The organism is Virgibacillus sp. W0181, assembly GCF_051846915.1.
GTDB lineage: Bacteria > Bacillota > Bacilli > Bacillales > Amphibacillaceae > JBPYCR01.
In genome coordinates this window covers 1-21,617 of sequence record NZ_JBPYCR010000030.1, presented here as the reverse complement: position 1 = coordinate 21,617, position 21,617 = coordinate 1, and the positions used below count along the sequence as shown (strand labels likewise).

General features: G+C 39.9%; 17 protein-coding genes, 1 tRNA gene and 1 rRNA gene. 18 read left to right on the top strand and 1 reads right to left on the bottom strand.

The features are described 5' to 3' along the window. Window positions 1–34: 34 nt before the first annotated feature. Genes ACLIBG_RS11735 through pepV form a run of 3 tightly spaced genes read left to right on the top strand, consistent with a single transcriptional unit; the run spans window position 35 to window position 3,503 of the window. Window positions 35–1,051 (top strand): ABC transporter ATP-binding protein, encoded by a 1,017-nt coding sequence (locus ACLIBG_RS11735; RefSeq protein WP_439312949.1) that lies wholly within the window; start codon window positions 35–37, stop codon window positions 1,049–1,051. After that, the gene (locus ACLIBG_RS11730; RefSeq protein ID WP_439312948.1) at window positions 1,032–2,030 is read left to right on the top strand and encodes an ABC transporter ATP-binding protein; all 999 of its coding nucleotides are present in this window, start codon (window positions 1,032–1,034) and stop codon (window positions 2,028–2,030) included. The genes ACLIBG_RS11735 and ACLIBG_RS11730 overlap by 20 nt, the downstream gene beginning before the upstream one ends. A 48-nt stretch (window positions 2,031–2,078) precedes the next feature. Next, window positions 2,079–3,503: a dipeptidase PepV gene (gene pepV, locus ACLIBG_RS11725; protein WP_439312947.1), complete on the top strand. Its 1,425-nt coding sequence runs from the start codon at window positions 2,079–2,081 to the stop codon at window positions 3,501–3,503. Window positions 3,504–3,658: 155 nt separating this feature from the next. On the opposite strand, the gene ACLIBG_RS11720 is transcribed toward pepV, so the two are convergent. Continuing rightward, window positions 3,659–3,732: transfer RNA gene (locus ACLIBG_RS11720), tRNA-Met, on the bottom strand. Between the two features lie 301 nt (window positions 3,733–4,033). Here ACLIBG_RS11720 and spoIIE point away from each other — a divergent pair. The 15 genes from spoIIE to ACLIBG_RS11645 all read left to right on the top strand — a co-directional run. After that, window positions 4,034–6,490, top strand: coding sequence for a stage II sporulation protein E (gene spoIIE / locus ACLIBG_RS11715; protein ID WP_439312946.1), 2,457 nt, complete (start codon window positions 4,034–4,036; stop codon window positions 6,488–6,490). Between the two features lie 98 nt (window positions 6,491–6,588). Beyond that, window positions 6,589–7,326, top strand: coding sequence for a hypothetical protein (locus ACLIBG_RS11710; protein ID WP_439312945.1), 738 nt, complete (start codon window positions 6,589–6,591; stop codon window positions 7,324–7,326). Further along, the gene (locus ACLIBG_RS11705; protein ID WP_439312944.1) at window positions 7,289–8,218 is read left to right on the top strand and encodes a protein kinase domain-containing protein; all 930 of its coding nucleotides are present in this window, start codon (window positions 7,289–7,291) and stop codon (window positions 8,216–8,218) included. The genes ACLIBG_RS11710 and ACLIBG_RS11705 overlap by 38 nt, the downstream gene beginning before the upstream one ends. Window positions 8,219–8,303: 85 nt before the next feature. Further along, window positions 8,304–9,719, top strand: a complete 1,416-nt coding sequence (gene tilS / locus ACLIBG_RS11700) for a tRNA lysidine(34) synthetase TilS (RefSeq protein WP_439312943.1) — start codon at window positions 8,304–8,306, stop codon at window positions 9,717–9,719. Then, window positions 9,712–10,260, top strand: coding sequence for a hypoxanthine phosphoribosyltransferase (gene hpt / locus ACLIBG_RS11695; protein ID WP_439312942.1), 549 nt, complete (start codon window positions 9,712–9,714; stop codon window positions 10,258–10,260). The genes tilS and hpt overlap by 8 nt, the downstream gene beginning before the upstream one ends. A 163-nt stretch (window positions 10,261–10,423) precedes the next feature. Further along, window positions 10,424–12,505, top strand: coding sequence for an ATP-dependent zinc metalloprotease FtsH (ftsH, locus tag ACLIBG_RS11690; protein WP_439312941.1), 2,082 nt, complete (start codon window positions 10,424–10,426; stop codon window positions 12,503–12,505). Window positions 12,506–13,142: 637 nt separating this feature from the next. Next, window positions 13,143–13,913, top strand: a complete 771-nt coding sequence (locus ACLIBG_RS11685; protein ID WP_439312940.1) for a type III pantothenate kinase — start codon at window positions 13,143–13,145, stop codon at window positions 13,911–13,913. A 15-nt stretch (window positions 13,914–13,928) separates the two neighbouring features. Further along, entirely contained in the window at window positions 13,929–14,804 is an 876-nt protein-coding gene (gene hslO / locus ACLIBG_RS11680; RefSeq protein WP_439312939.1) for an Hsp33 family molecular chaperone HslO, read from the top strand. A gap of 30 nt (window positions 14,805–14,834) precedes the next feature. Next, complete coding sequence (locus ACLIBG_RS11675; RefSeq protein ID WP_439312938.1) at window positions 14,835–15,731, top strand: peptidylprolyl isomerase; 897 nt, start codon at window positions 14,835–14,837, stop codon at window positions 15,729–15,731. 139 nt (window positions 15,732–15,870) lie between these two features. Then, window positions 15,871–16,797 carry a cysteine synthase A gene (cysK, locus tag ACLIBG_RS11670; protein ID WP_439312937.1) on the top strand — a complete coding sequence of 309 codons (927 nt, stop codon included), beginning with the start codon at window positions 15,871–15,873 and terminating at the stop codon, window positions 16,795–16,797. A gap of 304 nt (window positions 16,798–17,101) precedes the next feature. Then, window positions 17,102–17,941 carry a dihydropteroate synthase gene (folP, locus tag ACLIBG_RS11665; RefSeq protein ID WP_439312936.1) on the top strand — a complete coding sequence of 280 codons (840 nt, stop codon included), beginning with the start codon at window positions 17,102–17,104 and terminating at the stop codon, window positions 17,939–17,941. Then, window positions 17,929–18,294 carry a dihydroneopterin aldolase gene (folB, locus tag ACLIBG_RS11660; protein WP_439312935.1) on the top strand — a complete coding sequence of 122 codons (366 nt, stop codon included), beginning with the start codon at window positions 17,929–17,931 and terminating at the stop codon, window positions 18,292–18,294. Before folP ends, folB begins: the two co-directional genes overlap by 13 nt. Further along, window positions 18,291–18,800, top strand: a complete 510-nt coding sequence (folK, locus tag ACLIBG_RS11655) for a 2-amino-4-hydroxy-6-hydroxymethyldihydropteridine diphosphokinase (RefSeq protein WP_439312934.1) — start codon at window positions 18,291–18,293, stop codon at window positions 18,798–18,800. Before folB ends, folK begins: the two co-directional genes overlap by 4 nt. 298 nt (window positions 18,801–19,098) lie before the next feature. Continuing rightward, a complete protein-coding gene (lysS, locus tag ACLIBG_RS11650; RefSeq protein ID WP_439312933.1) occupies window positions 19,099–20,580 on the top strand; it encodes a lysine--tRNA ligase in 1,482 nt (493 codons plus the stop codon). 686 nt (window positions 20,581–21,266) lie between these two features. Further along, window positions 21,267–21,617: ribosomal RNA gene (locus ACLIBG_RS11645) — 16S ribosomal RNA — on the top strand; the annotation flags it as partial.

Genomic DNA, 21,617 nt, shown 5'->3' with positions numbered 1-21,617 from the left:
GAAAGCAATAGTATATAGATGGGGGATTTATTACATGAATCAATCTCTTTTAGAAGTGAAAGAACTCAAAACGCATTTCAATACCGATAGAGGACGGGCTACCGCCATCGACGGAATAACCTTTCGTATTGAAGAAGGAGAAATATTGGGCGTTGTTGGGGAATCTGGTTGTGGGAAAAGTGTGACTGCGCAATCAATTTTGAGACTTTTCGACGAAAAATACACAGCTCAATATGAAGGAGATGTAATTCTCCGGGGGCAAAGTTTGTTTGAATTTACAGTTTCGGAAATGGAAAAGATCCGTGGCAATGAAATTTCAATGATTTTTCAGGATCCACTAAGTTCTCTGAATCCAGTTTTTACAATTGGGAATCAATTATCAGAAGCTATATTACTGCATCAAGGATTTTCAAAAAAAGAGGCTTATCAAAAGGCGGTAGACCTGTTGCGTATGACAGGGATTCCTTCCCCTGAAAAACGAGTGAATGAGTATCCCCATCAACTCTCAGGTGGTATGAGACAGCGTGTTATGATTTCAATGGCCTTGGCTTGTAAACCGAAATTACTTATTGCAGATGAACCCACAACAGCGTTGGATGTAACGATTCAGGCACAAATTCTGGATTTAATGCTCGATTTGAATAAAGATCTCGGAATGGCCGTTCTTTTTATTACACATGATCTCGGTGTTGTAGCGGAAATTTGTACTCGAGTTGTTGTAATGTATCTAGGACAAATTGTTGAAGAAGCGGACGTGGCAGATTTATTTAATACACCGTTACATCCATATACAAAAGGGTTGTTGAAGTCTATCCCTCAACTAGATGGCGATCGTTCAGAGAGGCTCAACGTAATTGGTGGAACAGTACCCTCTATAGGTGAGATACCGGGGGGGTGTAGGTTTGCAGCACGGTGCTCTTTTGCAACAGCTATTTGCAGAGAAACAGTGCCGGAATTACGTACATATGAAGGTAATCATCGGGCTCGATGTTGGCATTATGAAGAAATTATGAAAAGTGAAGAGGTGGATCATGTCAAATCAAACAGATGAACGGGTGAATCCCATTCTTGACGTTCAAGGTTTGAGAAAATATTTCTCTTCTAAAAAAACGTTCGGGAAATCTACTAATAAACAAGTTAAGGCAGTTGATGATGTTTCTTTTCAAATATTTAAAGGTGAAACGATGGGGCTCGTAGGTGAATCAGGCTGTGGGAAGAGTACAACTGGAAGGTCAATGTTAAGGATAATTGAGCCGTCATCGGGAAAAGTGATGTATGAGAATCAGGATATTTTAAAACTATCAAGTAAACAATTTCGCCGAGTCAAACAGGAAATGCAAATGGTCTTTCAAGATCCGTACTCTTCATTAAATCCCAGAAAACGAATAGGAGATACGTTGAAAGAGCCGCTTATAATCCATTCTATCGGGAATAGAAAAGAGTATACCGACCGTGTAATGGATATTTTAAATAAAGTAGGCCTTCGAACAGATCACTTTTATAGATACCCTCACGAATTCTCCGGTGGACAGCGACAACGCATTGGGCTTGCGAGAGCATTAGTTGCGAATCCAAAAGTTCTTATCTTGGATGAACCTGTTTCCGCACTTGATGTATCTATTCAATCGCAAATCATTAATTTGTTAGAGGAGTTGCAAGAAGAGTTTGGTTTGACGTTCCTGTTTATTGCTCATGATATGAGTGTCGTTCGGCATATTTCTGATCGAATTGGTGTTATGTACTTAGGGAAGATGATGGAAGAAGCACCAACGGATCGTTTATTTGCTAATCCACTTCATCCATACACACAAGCATTATTATCAGCTGTTCCGATAGCAAAAGTGGGGGTGAAAAAAGAACGAATCAGGCTTAAAGGCGAAATTCCATCTCCCTTAAACCCGCCATCAGGTTGCATCTTTCATACAAGATGCCCCTTTGCTATGGACATTTGTAAGGCCTCTGCCCCTGAAAAGAGAAATATGGGAAATGGACACACTGTCGCTTGTCATCTGTATAATGATAGATGTTAAGAGTTTAAGTGAATATGATATTCTAATATGGGAAAAGAGGATTACATGATGGAAATAAACTGGAAGAAAGAAGCAGAACTTCAAAAAGAGGCTTACTTAGATAAAACAATTGAATTTTTGAAGATTCCTAGTGTTTATGATGAGTCAACTATTACAGAAGGTGCCCCATTTGGTAAACCAATAGCAAAAGCGCTTGATTTTATACTAGATTACTGTCAAGAGCTCGGATTCAAAGTTCATAATGCAAATGGATATGCAGGGCATGCAGATTATGGAGAGGGGGAAGAGGTGGTTGGTATCCTTTGTCATATCGATGTAGTTCCGGCCGGAAATGACTGGACTTCGGAACCATTTCTTCCCGAAGTGCGTAATGGGAAATTGTATGGTCGTGGTTCTAATGATGATAAAGGTCCAACAATGGCTGCCGTTTTTGCATTAAAAATAATTAAAGAACAGGGGCTTTTGTTAAATAAACGAGTCCGTCTCATTTTTGGCACAGACGAAGAGAATGGAGAGTGGACGGGTTTAAAAAAGTATTTTGAAATGGAGCCTATGCCAACGATGGGGTTTACACCTGATGCTTATTTCCCTATCGTAACCACAGAAAAAGGTATCCTATCTTGTGAATTTACGCAATCTCCCCCTAAAAAGTCTTCGCAGGATTCAGATAATGGATGGATTTTAGAGTCATTTCAGGCTGGTGATAGATTAAATATGGTAGCGGATAACGTAAAGGTATTTTTGACAGGCGATCAGGATCCTTCGTCTGTTAAAACGCTATTCGAGGAATTCTTGGAAAACCGCAAATTGCAAGGTGCGATTGAAGTGGATGAAGAACGTGTATATTTGCAAATAATAGGAATATCACACCATGCAATGGAACCAAATAAAGGGTTAAATGCTGGATTAATGATGGTTCGTTTCCTTGAAAAGCTTCACTTGGATAAAAGGGCTACTCAGTTTATCGGGCTTATTTCAACCTACTTAGTAGATGGCTTTTTCGGTGAGAAGCTAAATATTTCAATAGAAGATAAGATTAGTGGAAAGCTAACTATCAACCCCGGCACTTTTAATTATAGTTATGATGGTTGTGCTCGTATAGGGTTAAGTATTCGCTATCCTGTAATAACAAACTTTGACGATGTTATGGAAAGGATAAAATCAGCATTACGCAAATACAACTTTGAGCTATCGACTAACTTTATCAATAAAAAACCACATCATGTCAATAAAGACCATGTTTTAGTAAAGACATTACAAAGGGTGTATGCAGAACAGACAGGAGAAGAGGCGGAACTTCTAGCAATAAGTGGAGGAACATACGGACGTGCGTTGGAGAGTGGTGTTGCTTTTGGACCTTATTTTCCGGGGGAAACTGACACTGCACATCAAAAAGACGAGAATATCAATCTTGATAATATGAATAAAGCAATGGCGATTTATGCACAAGCAATATATGAATTGGCCAAATGAGCATAGAAACATGACCAAACGAAATAATCGTAAAAATAAATTAAATTAAAAAATAAGAAGCCATGAAGTTTCATCTTACGATGGACTACATGGCTTCTTATTTCTATGGAAAAGAAAGAAATTACAATCAACCTTACTTATAATGCATTATTAGGTAGCGGCGGAGGGGATCGAACCCCCGACCTCACGGGTATGAACCGTGCGCTCTCGCCAGCTGAGCTACACCGCCAAAAATGAAGCAACAGAAAATATCATACAATAAAGTATGAAATGTGTCAATTGATTCCGCGGTAAAGTTACAAACTGTGCTTATGAGGAAAAAATTGCCGAAGCATACCTAGTATGGAGCAGAAGGCGGACAACCATTTATGAGTGAGTAGTCAGTCAAATGAATCGCTGTAGAAAATGTAGAACAGTGTTTGTCCCATTCTAATCAAGTCGAACGATTTTTTAAAACGCCTCCCTTGTTTTGACAAAAAAGCATTTTTAGATGTGCTTTAATTATTTAATAAAGAGGGAGGCCGGTTCGAATGATAAATTCCGTACCCGATTTAGGAAAGAAATCGATTGCTTTGGAAAAGCGGATCGTCTATAGAATGCGTAAATGGATATATGCACAATTGAAAATGATCTTAGTGGAAAGAGGTTGGCTTTTTTATATTGTTGGCTTTTTATTGGGACGAGCCGTTATTTTATCGGTTGTTTCTCCTTTTTCCATAGCGTTATTAGCAACAATTTGGGTCGTACATAAGAGAAAGTCAGTAAAAGTAATGCTTGCCATTTTAGGAGGGGCATTCAGTTATTCAATTAGTCAAGGTGTTTTTCTCTTCCTGGCAATGATTGTTTATTTGTTGTTGGCTAATTTGTTTCATAAGGTGAGAAACAAACAACTGATGGTTCCTTTAATTGTTTTTCTGTCCACATTAGCACCACGGTTGTTTTTATACTCGATTGATCGCACGCTTTCTTCATATGAATGGATGCTTATTTTTGTAGAGGGCGTATTAGGAGCCGTCCTAGTATTAATCTTTATGCAGAGCATTCCGTTAATATCACCAAAAAAGTATAAGCGGATGTTAAAAAATGAGGAAATTGTTTGTGCCATTATTTTAATTGCTTCAATCTTAACCGGAACAATTGGCTGGGAAATATATGGTGTTGCTGTAGAGCAAGTTTTCTCTCGTTATTTTGTCCTTTTATTATCCTTTGTTGGTGGGGCGGCCATTGGATCAACAGTAGGTGTCGTAGCGGGACTGATTTTATCACTTGCGAACGTTGCTAACTTATATCAAATGAGCTTACTTGCCTTTTCCGGGTTGCTGGGGGGCCTGTTAAAAGAAGGCAAGAAAGTTGGTGTGAGTGTTGGCTTACTTGTAGGAACATTCCTTGTCAGCATGTACGGAGATGCTTCTACATTAACGGTTTCCATTATGGAATCATTTACCGCTGTCCTATTATTTCTTTTAACACCGGCTAGCTGGTTTAAAAGTATATCGAGGTATATCCCGGGAACAGAAGAATATTCAAATGAACAAGAGCAATATTTACAGAAGGTTCGAAATGTGACGGCAAAGCGTGTTGAACAATTTTCCGATGTTTTTGAAGCGCTATCAAAAAGCTTTAATGCATCGGAAAATAATTCTTCCGAAACAGATCTGAGCGCACGGCGGGAAACAGATTATTTTTTAAGCCAAGTAACGGAGCGAACATGTCAGAAATGCTTTATGAAGGAACGTTGCTGGCAAAAACAATTTGATCACACATATACGCTAATGGAAGACTTAAAGGACAGCATGGCAGATGGGAACGAACCGGGGCACAAACAAGTCCGGGAGTTTGGGAATTATTGTGTGAAATCCAATAAAGTAATGGAGGCGATGAAAGAGGAGATTTCTTTTTTTGATGCGAACCAGAAGTTAAAAAAGCAAGTGATGGAAAGTAAACGACTAGTTGCTGATCAACTGCACGGTGTTTCCGAAGTAATGGATGACTTTGCCAGGGAGATTTTAAAAGAACGAGAACAGCATGAACAACAGGAAGCAGAAATCGTGAATGCATTAAAGCATATGGGAATTTATTTGGAAAAAATCGATATCTATCAATTGGAAAAAGGAAGTGTCGATATTGAAATGACCGTATTGTTTCAAGATTATCGAGGAGAAGGGGCGAAGTTAATAGCTCCGGTACTATCCGATATATTGAATGAAATGATTATCGTTAAAGAGGAGGAAATATCACCATACCCAAATGGCCCTTGTTATCTAGCTTTCGGTTCTGCGAAAGCGTATATTGTCGAGACAGGAATTGCGCATGCGGCAAAAGGTGGTGGTCTCATATCCGGTGACAGCTACACAACGATGGAGCTTGGAGAAGGAAAGTATGCACTTGCCATTAGTGATGGAATGGGTAACGGCAAAAGAGCGAAAGAAGAAAGCGAGGAAACGTTACGGCTGCTTCAGCAAATATTACAGACCGGGATTCCGGAAAAAGTAGCGATTAAGTCGATTAATTCGATATTAACGCTCCGCACGACGGATGAAATGTTTGCAACGCTTGACCTTGCAATGATTAATTTACATAACGCATCCGTCCGTTGCCTGAAGATTGGTTCTACACCTAGTTTTATAAAACGAGGAAGTAAAATAACGACTGTTGAAGCGGGAAATTTACCGATGGGGATTATCCAAGAATTTGATGTTGATATCGTTAGTGAACAATTAAAAGCAGGAGATTATTTAATTATGATGAGTGACGGGATTTTTGAAGCCCCGAAGCATATCGAAAATACGGATGTATGGATAAAACGGAAAATACGAGAAATGAAAACGGAAGATCCGCAAGAAATTGCTGATTTGTTGTTGGAGGAGGTTATTCGAACGAAAAGCGGGTCAATTGAAGATGATATGACAGTTCTCGTTGCAAAAGTAGAGAAAAACACACCAAAGTGGTCAACGGTTCCCGTTTATGAAAGTGTGAAAGCGCAATGAACTAAACCAATTATTCCCCTCCCTGCTGTCTTGCACGTTCATGTATACATTTCCCGCCGTTTGGTGAGGCTGTTAATGGAAGACTAGGAGGGGTTTTTGTGGAAAAAGGAACATTAAGGCAAATTTTATTAATTACGGACGGGTGTTCAAATAAAGGAGAAGACCCATCAATAACTGCATCTATTGCTTTCGAACAAGGAATCACTGTTAATGTAATTGGAATATTAAGTGATGAGACGGAAGAACCTGACGGACTACGAGAAGTGGAAGACATTGCTTTTTCAGGGGGCGGTGTCAGTCAAATTGTTTATAAGGAAACATTATCGCAAACGGTACAGATGGTGACAAAGCAGGCGATGACACAGACAATTCAAGGATTTGTCAATAAGGAATTGCGTCAAATACTCGGTCAAGGACAGGAGTTGGCAGATCTTGATCCCGAAAAACGTGGCGAGGTCATGGAAGTCGTAGAAGATATGGGTGAAACGTGTGATTTGGAAGTACTCGTATTAGTAGATACAAGTGCAAGCATGCATGATAAACTCGAGACGGTAAAAGAAGCACTTATCGATTTATCGATCAGCTTAAATGCACGAATCGGACAAAATAAATTTTCCATCTTCCGTTTTCCGGGAAGAAGAAAGGATATGGAACAGGTACTTAGGTGGTCGCCCAAGCTTGACTCGATTGCTACAGTATTTCCAAAGCTGTCCAGTGGAGGAATCACCCCGACCGGACCCGCAATAAAGGAAGCGATGTTTCAATTTGGCAAAAAAAGCTTACTAAGGAGCTTTAGAGATGACGAAGAATTCGAAGTGGAAGAAACATGGCATTGATATTCCATCAGGTACGAACGTTACGGGTAAGTGGTATCAAAAAACGTACCGAATAATAGAGAAAATAGGTGCGGGCGCTGTTGGTTCTGTCTACTTATGTACGATAAACGGAAGAAAAGCTGCATTAAAAATTAGCAAACAGGGAACATCAATGACAGTAGAAGTAAATGTATTAAAATCGCTGCAAAAGGTCCGAGAACATCATCTTGGACCTTATCTATTGGATACGGATGACTGGGAAGCACCATGGGGGGAAACGTACTCTTTTTATGTGATGGAATATATTGAAGGGGAAAGTATGGCTTCCTTTATACGAGGTAATGGAGCGGAATGGATTGGCGTATTTATGCTTCAGCTTCTGGATAAGTTAGATAGACTTCATCAAACCGGGTGGGTTTTTGGTGATTTAAAATTGGATAATATATTGATTGATCGCTCCTCTCCTAAAGTGCGGTTTGTGGATGTTGGAGGGACAACGCAAACAGGCAGGGCGATCAAGGAGTATACAGAGTTTTATGATCGGGGCTACTGGGGGCTGGGTTCCCGAAAAGCGGAACCAAGTTATGATTTATTTTCTTTGGTGATGGTTTTTTTAGCTGTTTTTTACCCGAATCACTTTCCGAAAACAACGACACCAGAACAAACCTTATTTACTAAAATAGATCGTGTTAAAGCACTTGTACCTTATCGTTATATGTTAAAAAAGGCAATCAGCGGAAAATATACATCCAGTGCACAGATGAAGCATGAGGTAGCTAGAATGATTGCCCAGCGGAGAAAGAAGACAGCCAAAGCGGGCGGTAAACAACAAACGCGTCTTGTCATTGTAGAGACCTTTCTCTTGTTATTAGCAGCAGCAGGTTATTATGCTTCATCCCTTCTACTACCATAATACGTGCATATATTATAGAATAGATTCAAACACTCCTTTTGAACGGCAAATATACGAAATACTTTCTGGTAAAAGAAGGGTCAAAATGAGAAAAGACGTATTATCCTTTATGGAAAAACACAACATATTACATAAGCATTCGACGGTTCTCATCGGTGTCTCTGGAGGGCCTGATTCCATGGCGCTTTTGCATTTCTATCACTCTATTCAATATGATTGGAAGTTGCGTCTTATCGCCCTTTCCGTAGATCATCAATTAAGGGGAGAGGAATCCCGGAAGGACTTGGAGTATGTCGAGCGAACATGTGCACAATGGAAAATTCCATTTATTAAAGCATCCGTCAACGTACCCGTTCACAAAAAGGAAAATAAATTAAGTACACAAGTTGCTGCCAGACAATTACGCTACCAGATATTTGAACAGCATATGGCTGATTGTAAAGGAGATTATTTAGCGCTCGGCCACCATGCAGATGATCAAGTGGAAACGATGCTGATGGAATGGATACGTTCCGCCAGCTCCAATGCTGTTTCTGGTATTCCTGTCAGTCGACCTTTTCAAAACGGTCTTCTTGTTCGTCCTTTTTTAGGTGTCACAAAAAATTCAATTTTACATTACTGTAAAGAAAAAAAGATTTTCCCTCGGACAGATCCTTCCAATGAGGATACAGTATACACAAGAAATTACATTCGGAAGCGCGTTATTCCTACTTTAATAGACCGAAATCCCAACATTCATCAGACGGTTCAGCATTTAAGTGAAACCTTACAGGAAGATGAAAAATTTTTGAAAAACGAAGCAGAAAAGTTTGTCGATCAAGTGATTGAATTCAAAAACAAGGAACGCAGCGCAACTTTTCAAATTAAGCCATTTAAATCCAGTCCCCGTCCTTTACAAAGGCGAGCCTTTCATCTAATATTAAACTATCTGTATAATGAATTGCCGGGGAAATTATCCTATATTCATGAGGAGATTTTTTTTACGTTGCTGGAAACAGAAGAAAGCAACCGAAAGCTTGACTTCCCGCATCAATTAACAATAGAAAAAGTGTATGATCAAATCTTTTGTTATTTCCCCACCCAAGATCGTATGTCTACAAGTTTTAAAGAAGAAGTACACATCCCAGGGGATATTTTATTGCCTGATGGACTTAAGTTCTGTGCGGTCTATACAGATCAGCCGGAAGAGGAAAATAAGAATACATATGTATGCAGTGCAAATGCTATTACGCTTCCGTTAATTGTTCGTACACGTAGAGATGGCGATCGTATGCGTCTCAGAGGGTTAAACGGCAGGAAGAAATTGAAGGACCTTTTTATTGACAGAAAGATTCCGCGTAATGAGCGAGATCGTCAGTTACTCGTAACGGACAGTAATGGAGAAATACTATGGGCAATTGGTTTGCAAAAAGCAAATCCGAAAAAAAAGGTTGAAAATTCGCCATACGTAAAGTTGAAAGTTACAAAAAGTGAAGAAACATGGGAGGAGTATCATGAATAATGATATAGAACAAGTCTTAATTTCTGAGGAAGATATTAAGAATAAATGCACAGAAATTGGCGAACAATTGACACAGGAGTACAGAGGGAGGTTTCCACTAGCTGTTGGCGTTCTTAAAGGGGCGATGCCTTTTATGTCTGATGTACTTCGTTATGTAGACACACATCTTGAAATGGATTTTATGGATGTATCGAGCTACGGAAGTGGTACTCGTTCTTCGGGTGAAGTGAAAATCGTAAAGGACCTTGACACAAAAGTCGAAGGACGTGACTTGTTAATTATAGAGGATATAATTGATAGTGGACTTACACTGGAATATTTGGTTGATTTATTTAAATACCGTAAAGCAAATTCAGTTAAAATAGTAACGCTATTGGATAAGCCTGAAGGGCGATCGGCAAACATTAAGGCTGATATCGTAGGATTTGAAGTCCCCAATGAGTTTGTTGTCGGGTACGGGTTAGATTATAATCAAAAATATCGAAACTTACCTTATATCGGTATTTTAAAACCTGAAATATATGGAGGAGAAAAAGCTTAATTTTGTATATGATGAGGAAAAAGATAACCAATTTTAATCGTTTGATGCCCCTAAATAAACTGTGGGCTGAAAAAAAGTTTTTATTAAGGGAAATTAGTTGTATTAACAGTTTTTACTATGGTACTATTGTTTGTAGTTTTTCTCGCTTGAGAGGAGGTAGGCAATGAATCGGGTTTTCCGAAGTATAATCTTTTACGCACTTATCTTTTTGGTTCTTATTGGCGTCATTCAGTTATTTAAAGGACAAAATGATCAGGCGGAAGAGTATAACGTTAAAGAATTTATGCAAGCATTAAATAATGGTGAAGTCGAAGAAATGACGATGGAACCAAAAAATAAAATAATACTTATTACCGGGACGTTGGAAAAAGGCGACAAGCCCTTTATTACACAGATTCCGGAAAACACAGACATTGTTGCTTCAATATATGATCAGGCGCAGGAGCAAAGCGTGTTGAAGGTGGCACAAGAAGAACAACCAAGTGCATTTGTCAACTTCCTGACGATGATGCTGCCATTTCTGATAATCGGATTGATCTTCTTCTTTATCTTTACTCGTGCCCAAGGTGGCGGCGGTGGCGGCCGTGTCATGAATTTTGGTAAGAGTAAGGCGAAATTATATAATGAAGAAAAAGAAAAGGTGCGTTTTGATGATGTAGCCGGAGCGGATGAAGAAAAGCAGGAGCTTGTTGAAGTTGTTGAGTTTTTAAAAGATCCGCGAAAGTTTACCAAGGTTGGGGCAAGTATTCCAAAAGGTGTCCTTTTAGTTGGCCCTCCTGGTACAGGTAAAACGTTGCTTGCCCGTGCAGTTGCAGGAGAAGCGGGAACGCCGTTTTTCTCCATTAGTGGTTCCGATTTTGTTGAAATGTTTGTCGGTGTTGGTGCATCACGTGTGCGTGATCTATTTGAGAATGCGAAAAAGAATTCTCCATGTATTATATTTATTGACGAGATCGATGCAGTTGGTAGACAGCGTGGCGCCGGTTTAGGGGGCGGCCATGATGAGCGTGAACAAACTTTGAATCAGCTTCTTGTAGAGATGGATGGGTTTGGTGAAAACGAAGGTATCATCATGATTGCAGCAACGAACAGACCAGACATTCTCGACCCAGCATTACTGCGTCCAGGTCGTTTTGATCGTCAAATCACAGTTGATCGTCCGGATGTTAAGGGAAGAGAAGAAGTACTAAAAGTACATGCCAGAAATAAGCCGTTAGCGGAAGATGTCAATATTAAAACGATCGCAATGCGCACCCCTGGGTTTTCCGGAGCCGATTTGGAGAACTTACTGAATGAGGCTGCACTTGTTACTGCCCGACATAATAAAAAAGTGATTACGATGCTTGAAGTGGATGAGGCTATTGACCGTGTTATTGCTGGTCCGGCTAAGAAGAGCAGAGTAATATCGGAAAAAGAACGAAAAATTGTCGCCCATCATGAAAGTGGACATACGGTAATTGGTATGGTGTTGGATGATGCAGATACCGTACATAAGGTAACGATTGTTCCTCGGGGGCAAGCTGGCGGATATGCAGTTATGCTTCCTAAAGAAGATCGTTACATTGTTACGAAACCTGAATTATTTGATAAAATCACCGGATTACTGGGCGGCCGTGTAGCCGAAGAATTAATTTTTGGTGAAGGACATGTAAGTACAGGAGCATCTAATGATTTTCAACGTGCTACAAATATCGCAAATAAGATGGTTACGGAATTTGGCATGAGTGAAAAAATTGGTCCTACGCAATTTACTGGTGGAGGCGGAGATCCATTTCTAGGTCGTGATCTTCACAGTGAACAGAATTATAGTGATGCGATTGCACATGAAATTGATCAGGAAATGCAAGGCATTATTAACTACTGTTACGATCGGGCGAAAAGAATTCTTACAGAACATAAGGATAAGCTCGAGCTAATTGCAGAAACATTGCTTGAAGTGGAAACACTTGATGCAGAGCAAATTAAGTCACTTTTTGAAAAAGGTGTCATGCCGGTATTAAAAGAAACAGACGAGGAAGAGGCAGAAGCTGAGGAGAATTCGGAAGCTCCATCATCCACTGATGATGAAAAAGATGTGAAAGTAAACATCCATTCAAAAGATGAAAAAGCTAAACCAGAGTCCTATGACGATGCAAAACAAAAAGCAGATGAGAAGTATAAGAAAAAACATGAAGACGAAGAAGAGATAGATGAAAAACAGGACGAAAAGCAAGAAGAAAATCAGAACGATAAAAAAGAAGATTAACAAAGCTGAGACATAAACACCTTAGTTAAGAAAATCCGAACAATGATACAAATTCTTGCCTGGAATTTGTATCTGTTCGGATTTTTTGTTTCGTATTAGAGATAAACTGTGGCGTAGCTTCAGATAGTAGCTGTCTTACCGCTACGGAAATATACTACACTTTTCGCGGGCGTCTGGTGAGCCTCCGACGAGCAGGACGCACTAGCACATCTGTACGTCGAAGGCTTATCGCGAGCCCGCGGAAAAGAAGACACCGTGAATGCGAATGCATGAACGGATGTCGCACTTGTGCCCTGTGGGTGAAAGCGAAATGTACTTTAGGAGCGTTTTATTATGCTCAACTAGAAGTTTCTAGCTGCGTCGCAGACTACAACAGCTACGTATCGAGATACAGTCGTTTGAAAAGTAGCGTTTTAACTTTTCTGTCCTGTAATGGTTTGTTTTTAGTGAGGGTTTTTTATCAAAGCTAGTTTCCGTAACAGGACACACATAAATATCTAAATTCCAAATTCCACTATTACTGGAACGCTTGCACTTTTTACACCAACTGGCCTTTCCTTTTTTTAATCCGAATTGGATTGTGGTATATTTATGAAGTATATGTAGATAGATAATTGTATGGAAGGTCGGGTAAACGATGATATTTGTACTTGATACGGGGAATACGAACACTGTACTTGGTGTGTTTGAGAATAGAGAATTAATACATGAGTGGCGAATAAAAACCGATCGGTATAAAACTGAAGATGAATTTGGCATATTAATAAAATCGTTATTTGAACATCGCGGAATTCGATTTTCTGATATAAAAGGAATTATCATTTCTTCTGTTGTACCTCCTATTATGATAGCATTGGAAAAAATGTGTGCTATTTATTTTGGTATTAAACCACTAATCATAGGAAAAGACGATGTGAAATCCTGCTTAGGGATGGACTACCCTCATCCAGAGGAAATAGGTGCAGACCGGATTGTAAATGCTGTCGGTGCCGTAGAGGATTATGGCGCTCCTCTAATTATTATTGACTTTGGGACTGCTACAACGTATTGTTCCATTAATGAATATGAGCAGTATAGTGGCGGTATTATTTCCCCGGGAATAAAGATTTCCATGGAAGCATTATATCAAAAGGCATCTAAGTTACCGAAGATTGAAATTCAAGCACCGAAGCAGGTGATTGGAACTTCTACCGTTGAAGCGATGCAATCCGGTGTTTTTTACGGTTATGTTGCCCAGGTAGACGGGATTGTTACACGGATGAAGCACCAGACGGGTAGACAACCAAAGGTGATTGCAACGGGTGGGTTGGCTTCCTTAATTTCCGATGCGTCCGAAACAGTTGATATTGTTGACCCGCATTTAACGTTGAAAGGGTTATATTTAATTTACGAGAAAAACATGAAATAATAAAGGAGCATGAATATGTTTGATTATTTAATCAAGACTACGGCATATTCCGGGATGGTACGCGCGTATGCATGTGTATCCACCCATACCGTAAAGGAAGCGCAGAACAGGCAAGATACATGGGCGACGGCTACTGCAGCACTTGGCCGCACGCTAACTATATCCGCGCTTATGGGTGCCATGTTAAAAAATGACAATTCTCTTACAGTTAAGCTAGAAGGGAACGGCCCGATTGGAGCGATTATTGCAGATGCCAATGCGAAAGGAGAAATTCGCGGGTATGTTTTGCACCCGCATGTCGACTTTGACCTGAATGAAAAAGGGAAGTTGGATGTACGCCGGGCCGTCGGAACAGAAGGTAGCTTAAGTGTTGTAAAAGATCTTGGGTTAAAAGATTACTTTACTGGACAGGTACCGATTGTCTCCGGTGAAGTTAGTGAAGACTTCACGTATTACTTTTCCAATTCCGAACAAGTACCATCTGCGGTCGGAGCGGGTGTGCTCGTAAATCCGGACCATACGGTACTAGCGGCAGGTGGCTTTATTGTACAACTGATGCCTGGAGCGACGGACGAAGTGATTGAGAAGCTGGAGAAGCAAATTGAAAATTTCCCGGCAATTTCGGCTTTAATTAAAGACGGCTATACGCCTGAACAAATGTTGGAGCAACTATTTGCCGATGAAGAACTGATCATTCATGAACAACTCCCGTTAAGCTTTCGTTGCAAATGTTCCAAAGAGCGAATTAAAAATGCGATCATTGGCTTGGGTGATGAAGAAATAGACAAAATGATTACCGAAGATCATGGTGCCGAGGCAACATGCCATTTTTGCAATGAGGTATATCGGTTAACAGAAAGTGAATTAGAAGCACTGAAGCATAATAAATAGACTAAGGATGAACCGGGGGAAGACGAGCTCATGCCTAAAAAACTATTATTAAGCATTATTCTTACGTTAATTGTTCTGAATATCGTAACACTGCTCCTTTGGAAAAAAAGTGATAATGTTGCATTGGACGATTTGGAAAAAACGATTAACCGTAAAGATCCAGTAGCTGTGGTCGGAAAAAAGAAGGTGACCTATGAAGACTGGATGGAAACACTTCGTGATCGTTATGGCAAAGCAGAACTGGAAGAAATGATTAATCAGTCTGTTGTCCGGCAACTCGCTAAGGAAAATAAAATAAAAGTAGATAAAAAAGTAATTGAGTTTGAGTTGGCGAATATAATGACAACACAAGGTGTGCTGACAAAGGAAGAAATGAAGGCTGCCGAAGAAAAATGGCGAAAAAATATTACTCATCGGTACAAGCAGGAGGCGCTGTTGACGAAAGATATCCGTGTCACCGAAGAGGAAGTGGAAGCCTATTACGAGGAGTACGCGAATCAATACAGCTTTTCCGAATCCGTACAAATCTCCCATATTACAGTAGATGGTATGGAAACTGCAGAGAAAGTAATGGAGGAGCTGAACCAAGGTGCTTCGTTTCCTTTGCTGGCACTAGAATATTCTAGTGATGAGGCGACCAGACAAAATGGCGGCTACATGGGTTACCTAGATATCTCAAGTGATCATCTTTTGCCAAGCTATAAAGAAGCGATAATAAATATGGAGGAAAATACGCACAGTTCACCGGTTAAATTAGGAGATGAGGCTGCTATTATTTATTTGCATCGTCATTTGCCGGAAATTAAATTTACATATGAAGAAATAAAACCATACATTCAAAATGAGCTAGCATTAAAGAAAAAAGGCCAGACGTTGGATGCGGGAATTTTATGGAATGAATTAGAAATAGATTGGATATATGAATAATAAAAAACAAGATGTGGTATGGATAACCTATCTTGTTTTTATTTTTCTGAAATAACGGTTGACAAATCGGTATGAAAAGCGTACATTATTGATAAGTGATAAATCCTATAAACTTACTAGGAATTAGGAGGCGGTTTTAATGAAAATTACAAATAATGTGGCGGAACTAATTGGAGAGACGCCAATTGTGAAATTAAACCATACAGGAGATTCGGACAGTGCCGATATTTATGTGAAATTAGAGTATATGAATCCAGGTAGTTCCGTTAAAGATCGAATTGCTCTTGCGATGATCGAGGCAGCAGAAGACGATGGAACGTTAAAAGAAGGCGACACTATCGTTGAGCCAACGAGTGGAAATACAGGGATTGGCTTGGCGATGGTAGCAGCTGCCAAAGGATATAAATTAATTGTTACAATGCCCGATACAATGAGTAAAGAACGCCGTAACTTGCTGCGTGCTTTTGGAGCGGAAATTGTTTTGACACCGGGTTCTGGTGGGATGCAAGGTGCAGTGGACAAAGCGGAAGAATTAAAAAAAGCGCATGATTACTTTATGCCACAGCAATTTAATAATGAGGCCAATCCTAAAATTCATGAAGAAACAACAGGTAAAGAGATTGTAGAACAGATGAAAGATGGATTGGATGGATTTGTAGCTGGAATCGGAACCGGTGGTACGATTACTGGAGCGGGTAAAATTTTAAAGGAACATTTCAAAGATATAGCGATTTATGCTGTAGAACCGGAAGATTCAGCTATTCTTTCAGGCAATAAACCAGGGCCACATAAAATTCAAGGAATCGGTGCAAATTTTATCCCTAAAGTATTGGATACAGAAATTTATGATGAGGTTTTACCTATAGCCAACGACGAAGCCTTTGAAACGTCCAGAGAAGTAGCAAAGGCAGAAGGGATTTTGGGAGGAATATCTGCAGGCGCGGCGATTGCAGCAGCGAAAAAGGCAGCGAAACAGCTTGGTAAAGGCAAGAAAGTGCTCGCTATACTCCCAGATAATGGTGAAAGATATTTATCTACACCGTTGTACCAATTTGATGAAGAATAAAATAAAATGTAGATTAAAATAGAGCGGCTAATGATGCCGTTCTATTTTTCATGCAAAAACATAAAGAAGACCATCGTGTAGAACTTGTGATGGTTATCTTGTTATTTTGGGTCATAAATGGTTATTCTAAACTTCAAGAGCTAAAGCAATTTTTCATGCATTAACGGGCTGTAGTGCCCCCCCACTGAATGATGTTTCACTTTATGGTACGATGATGATGGAGTTAGTTATATTTTTCTTGGAAAGATAGGAGACTATAAAATTTTGAGCATAGCTCTGTAGCTTAATGGAAGAAGGGTTTTTGATGCTGCTAAAAACAAAGAAGCAAACATATGACTTACAAACAAATACACATATTATGGGTATATTAAACGTTACTCCAGATTCATTTTCAGATGGTGGAAAGTTTATATCTCAGGACGAAGCAATAAAGCAAGCGGTATTAATGGAAAAACAAGGTGCACATATGATTGATGTTGGTGGGGAATCGACACGCCCCGGTCATGAACCGGTTGCTGCAAATGAAGAGCTGGACAGAGTTATTCCAGTGATCAAAGCAATAAGAGAAAAGGTGAATGTTCCAATTTCCATTGATACGTATCGAGCCGAAACAGCGAGACAAGCTATAGAAGCAGGTGCGGATATAATTAATGATATTTGGGGCGCAAAAAAGGATCCGGAAATGGCGGCAGTTGCAGCAGAATTTCAGGTTCCTATTATTTTAATGCATAACCGTACAAATAAACAGTATGGATCGTTGCTGGAAGATATGAAAAACGATTTGCGTAAGAGCGTTGAAATCGCACTTAATGCAGGAGTGGCAAAGGATAATATCATCCTTGATCCAGGTATAGGCTTTGCTAAGACAGTGGAGCACAATTTTTTAGTAATGAATGAATTAGAAAAAATAAGTGCACTTGGATTTCCCTTGTTACTCGGTGCTTCACGTAAATCTTTTATCGGCCATGTGCTTGATGTACCTGCCGATGCCCGTGATAATGGAACAGGAGCAACTACTTGTTTGGGTATTGTTAAAGGGGCGAATATTGTTCGTGTACATGATGTAAAGATGAATGTTGAGTTAGTGAAAATGATGGACGCCATGCTGAAAAGGGGTAAGTTAAATACTAAATGGATAAAATAACTTTGAATAATATGCAATTTTATGGTTATCATGGCTTATTTCCAGAAGAAAATAAACTAGGACAGCGTTATAATGTCGACGCGGTGTTACATGTGTCCTTGAAAAAGCCAGGGACTACGGACGATATGAACGACTCGATAGATTATGGCCATGTATATCAAGTTGTCCAACAAGTTGTAGAGGGTAAAGCGAAAAATTTAATCGAAGCGGTAGCAGAATTAATAGCGACACGACTACTAGAAACATTCGATAAGTTAGAGGCATGTACGGTGAAGGTGGTCAAGCCGGACCCACCTATTTCCGGTCACTATGATTCAGTTGCTGTAGAAATATATAGGGAGAGGAAAAAATGAATGAAGCATTTATTGCTCTTGGCACGAATATTGAACCGAGAGAACAGCATTTAAATAGCGCAATCGCAACACTCTCCAACAATTGCTCGCTGGCAATTAAAATGAAATCCTCTATTTATGAAACTGCGCCGGTCGGCTTTTTGGATCAAGCGGATTTTTTAAATATGGTTATCCACGTCTCCACCGCACTTTCCGCGGAAGACTTGCTTGATGCTTGTCAGGCGGTTGAAAACGAACTAGGAAGAAAACGAACGATACGAAATGGACCGAGAACCATTGATCTTGACATCGTATTATTTAATCAAGAAACTATACAAACAAATCGCTTAACTGTCCCGCATCCAAGGATGAATGAACGAGCATTTGTTTTAGTTCCGCTTAATGAAATAGCCGCTGATTTTGTTCTCCCGGATAATCAAACATGTGTAAAGGAACTGTTGAAGGCATTGCCACTCGAACAAAAAGATGATATATCATTGTGGAAAAAAGAAATAGCCGAACATTAAAACTTCATGAAGAGCATATATCAATCGAATTCGGTACGTTGGCGTGGTAAAATAACTCAAGTGCTTTAAATTTGCCAGATAAGTATTGTATTTGAAATCAAATTACGAAGTGTCGTTTTGTATGAAGCGGGTTTCATACGAAAGGCGGATTATTCAATCTCTGTAACTATGCCAACAAGTTAGAATCAGTAATGAGCACTTTATAATTTGTAGTGGGAGACCATATTGGAAATTCGGCTCCTTGATTGTGTATGATGGATGTATAATTTGGATTAAATAAATGACGGAGTGATGAGCAGTGTCGGAAGAATTAAATGACCATATGAAAGTGCGGCGAGAAAAACTAGCTGCGTATAAAGAACAGGGCCTAAACCCTTTTGGTGAAAAATTTACAAGGACCCATCTTGCAAAAGAATTGCATCAGGCTTATGAGTCTTTGGACAAGGAAGATCTCGCAGACAAGTCAATACAGGTGACCATTGCTGGCAGAGTAATGACGAAACGCGGAAAAGGAAAGGTTGGCTTTGCACACATCCAGGATGCTAGTGGACAAATTCAACTATATGTAAGAAAAGATGAGATTGGCGAAGCGGCTTACGAAATTTTTAAAACTATCGATATCGGTGACATTGTAGGGGTAACCGGATTAATGTTTAAAACGAATGTCGGGGAATTGTCCGTTCAAGCGAAGGAATTTCAATTACTGACAAAGTCGTTGCGCCCATTGCCGGAGAAATACCATGGGCTGAAAGATATCGAACAACGGTATCGTCAGCGTTATTTGGATTTGATAACGAACTTGGATAGTAGGAAAACATTCATTATGCGAAGTAAGATTATTCAATCCATGCGTCGCTATCTGGATGATCAAGGATTTCTGGAAGTGGAGACGCCGATGCTGCACGCTATCCCCGGTGGAGCTTCCGCACGTCCGTTCGAAACACATCATAACGCATTGGACGTCCCATTATATATGCGAATAGCGATAGAGCTGCATTTAAAACGGCTTATCGTAGGTGGGATGGAAAAGGTTTACGAAATTGGACGAGTTTTCCGAAACGAGGGAGTTTCAACAAGACATAATCCGGAATTTACAATGATAGAGTTGTATGAAGCATATGCTGATTTTCACGATATTATGGAATTGACGGAAAATGCTATTGCTCACATTGCTAAGGAAGTTGTGGGAGAAACAACGATTATGTATGGAGATTATGAAGTTAATCTCGAGCCTAAATGGAAAAGGCTTCATATGGTAGATGCGGTGAAAGAACATACAGGTGTAGACTTCTGGGAAAACATGGGTGATGAAGAAGCGAAAACAATTGCGAAAGATCATGGTGTTCAAATAACTAACACTATGACATTTGGTCATATCGTAAACGAATTTTTTGAACAAAAAGTTGAAGATAAGTTAATACAGCCTACGTTTATCTATGGCCATCCAGTAGAAATATCGCCTTTAGCAAAAATGAGCAAGGAAGACAATCGTTTTACCGATCGATTTGAGTTATTTATTGTCGGACGTGAACATGCGAATGCCTTTAGTGAGTTGAATGACCCAATTGATCAGCGAGAGCGCTTCGAAGCACAAGTGCAAGAAAGAGAAGAAGGAAATGATGAAGCGCATCTTATGGATGAAGACTTTCTGGAATCTCTAGAGTATGGCATGCCACCAACAGGTGGTCTTGGGATAGGGATTGACCGTCTTGTTATGCTCTTGACGAATGCTCCTTCTATTAGAGATGTACTGTTATTTCCGCAAATGCGTAACAAGTAAAAAAACGGAAATTTATAGTTGGCAAATGCCACATGTACGTGTTCAAATAGAAATGTGTCTATGCCTTGGTCATGATAGATCGATCAAGGCAAAAGACTTACTCATGTGCGCCTTGCATATCCTTGGAGAGGGTATACACAATGGCTACTTTGTAAAAGATTATTCAAAAGCGTCACTACCTCAAATCTAAGTGGTTACAAAAAAGCAGCGGTCTCAACTGGATGAGTCGAGATTATCCAGTGTAATCTAGCCCGCTAAAAAATATGGGTTTGACCACATTTCAAGCAGTCTTATTTACTTGTTTATTAATGGCTATATGAGGGAAAATTATGGGATGGATGATCTTTTTAAAATAACTTTGTAAATATAGTTGACTTAAGTTATTTGCCATGCTATATTTATTAGCGTTGTAAAAATACAACCAAGTACACAGCAAAAGAAAAAAAGTTTTTCTGAAATAATGATTGACTTTCTATTTATCGCTGTGTTATATTATAAAAGTCGCCATTTTGGTGGTCGACATAATTTGCTCCTTGAAAACTGAACAAAACAACTCGTATGTCAGAGTGAAAAACACCTCCGTGTTTTTCCTCTACAAGTCAGATCTTTCTATTAAGGAAGCTGACTATAAATGAAACAAGCTAAGATATAAAGGTGATTAACCGGTGTTAATCATCGCACAAACTTTTATGGAGAGTTTGATCTTGGCTCAGGACGAACGCTGGCGGCGTGCCTAATACATGCAAGTCGAGCGCGGGAAGCAGGCGGAATCCTTCGGGAGGAAGCCTGTGGAACGAGCGGCGGATGGGTGAGTAACACGTAGGCAACCTGCCTGCAAGACCGGGATAACTCGCGGAAACGCGAGCTAATACCGGATGATCCGAGTAATCTCCTGATTGCTCGGTAAAAGGCGGCATTAGCTGTCACTTGCAGATGGGCCTGCGGCGCATTAGCTAGTTGGTAGGATAACAGCCTACCAAGGCAACGATGCGTAGCCGACCTGAGAGGGTGATCGGCCACACTGGGACTGAGACACG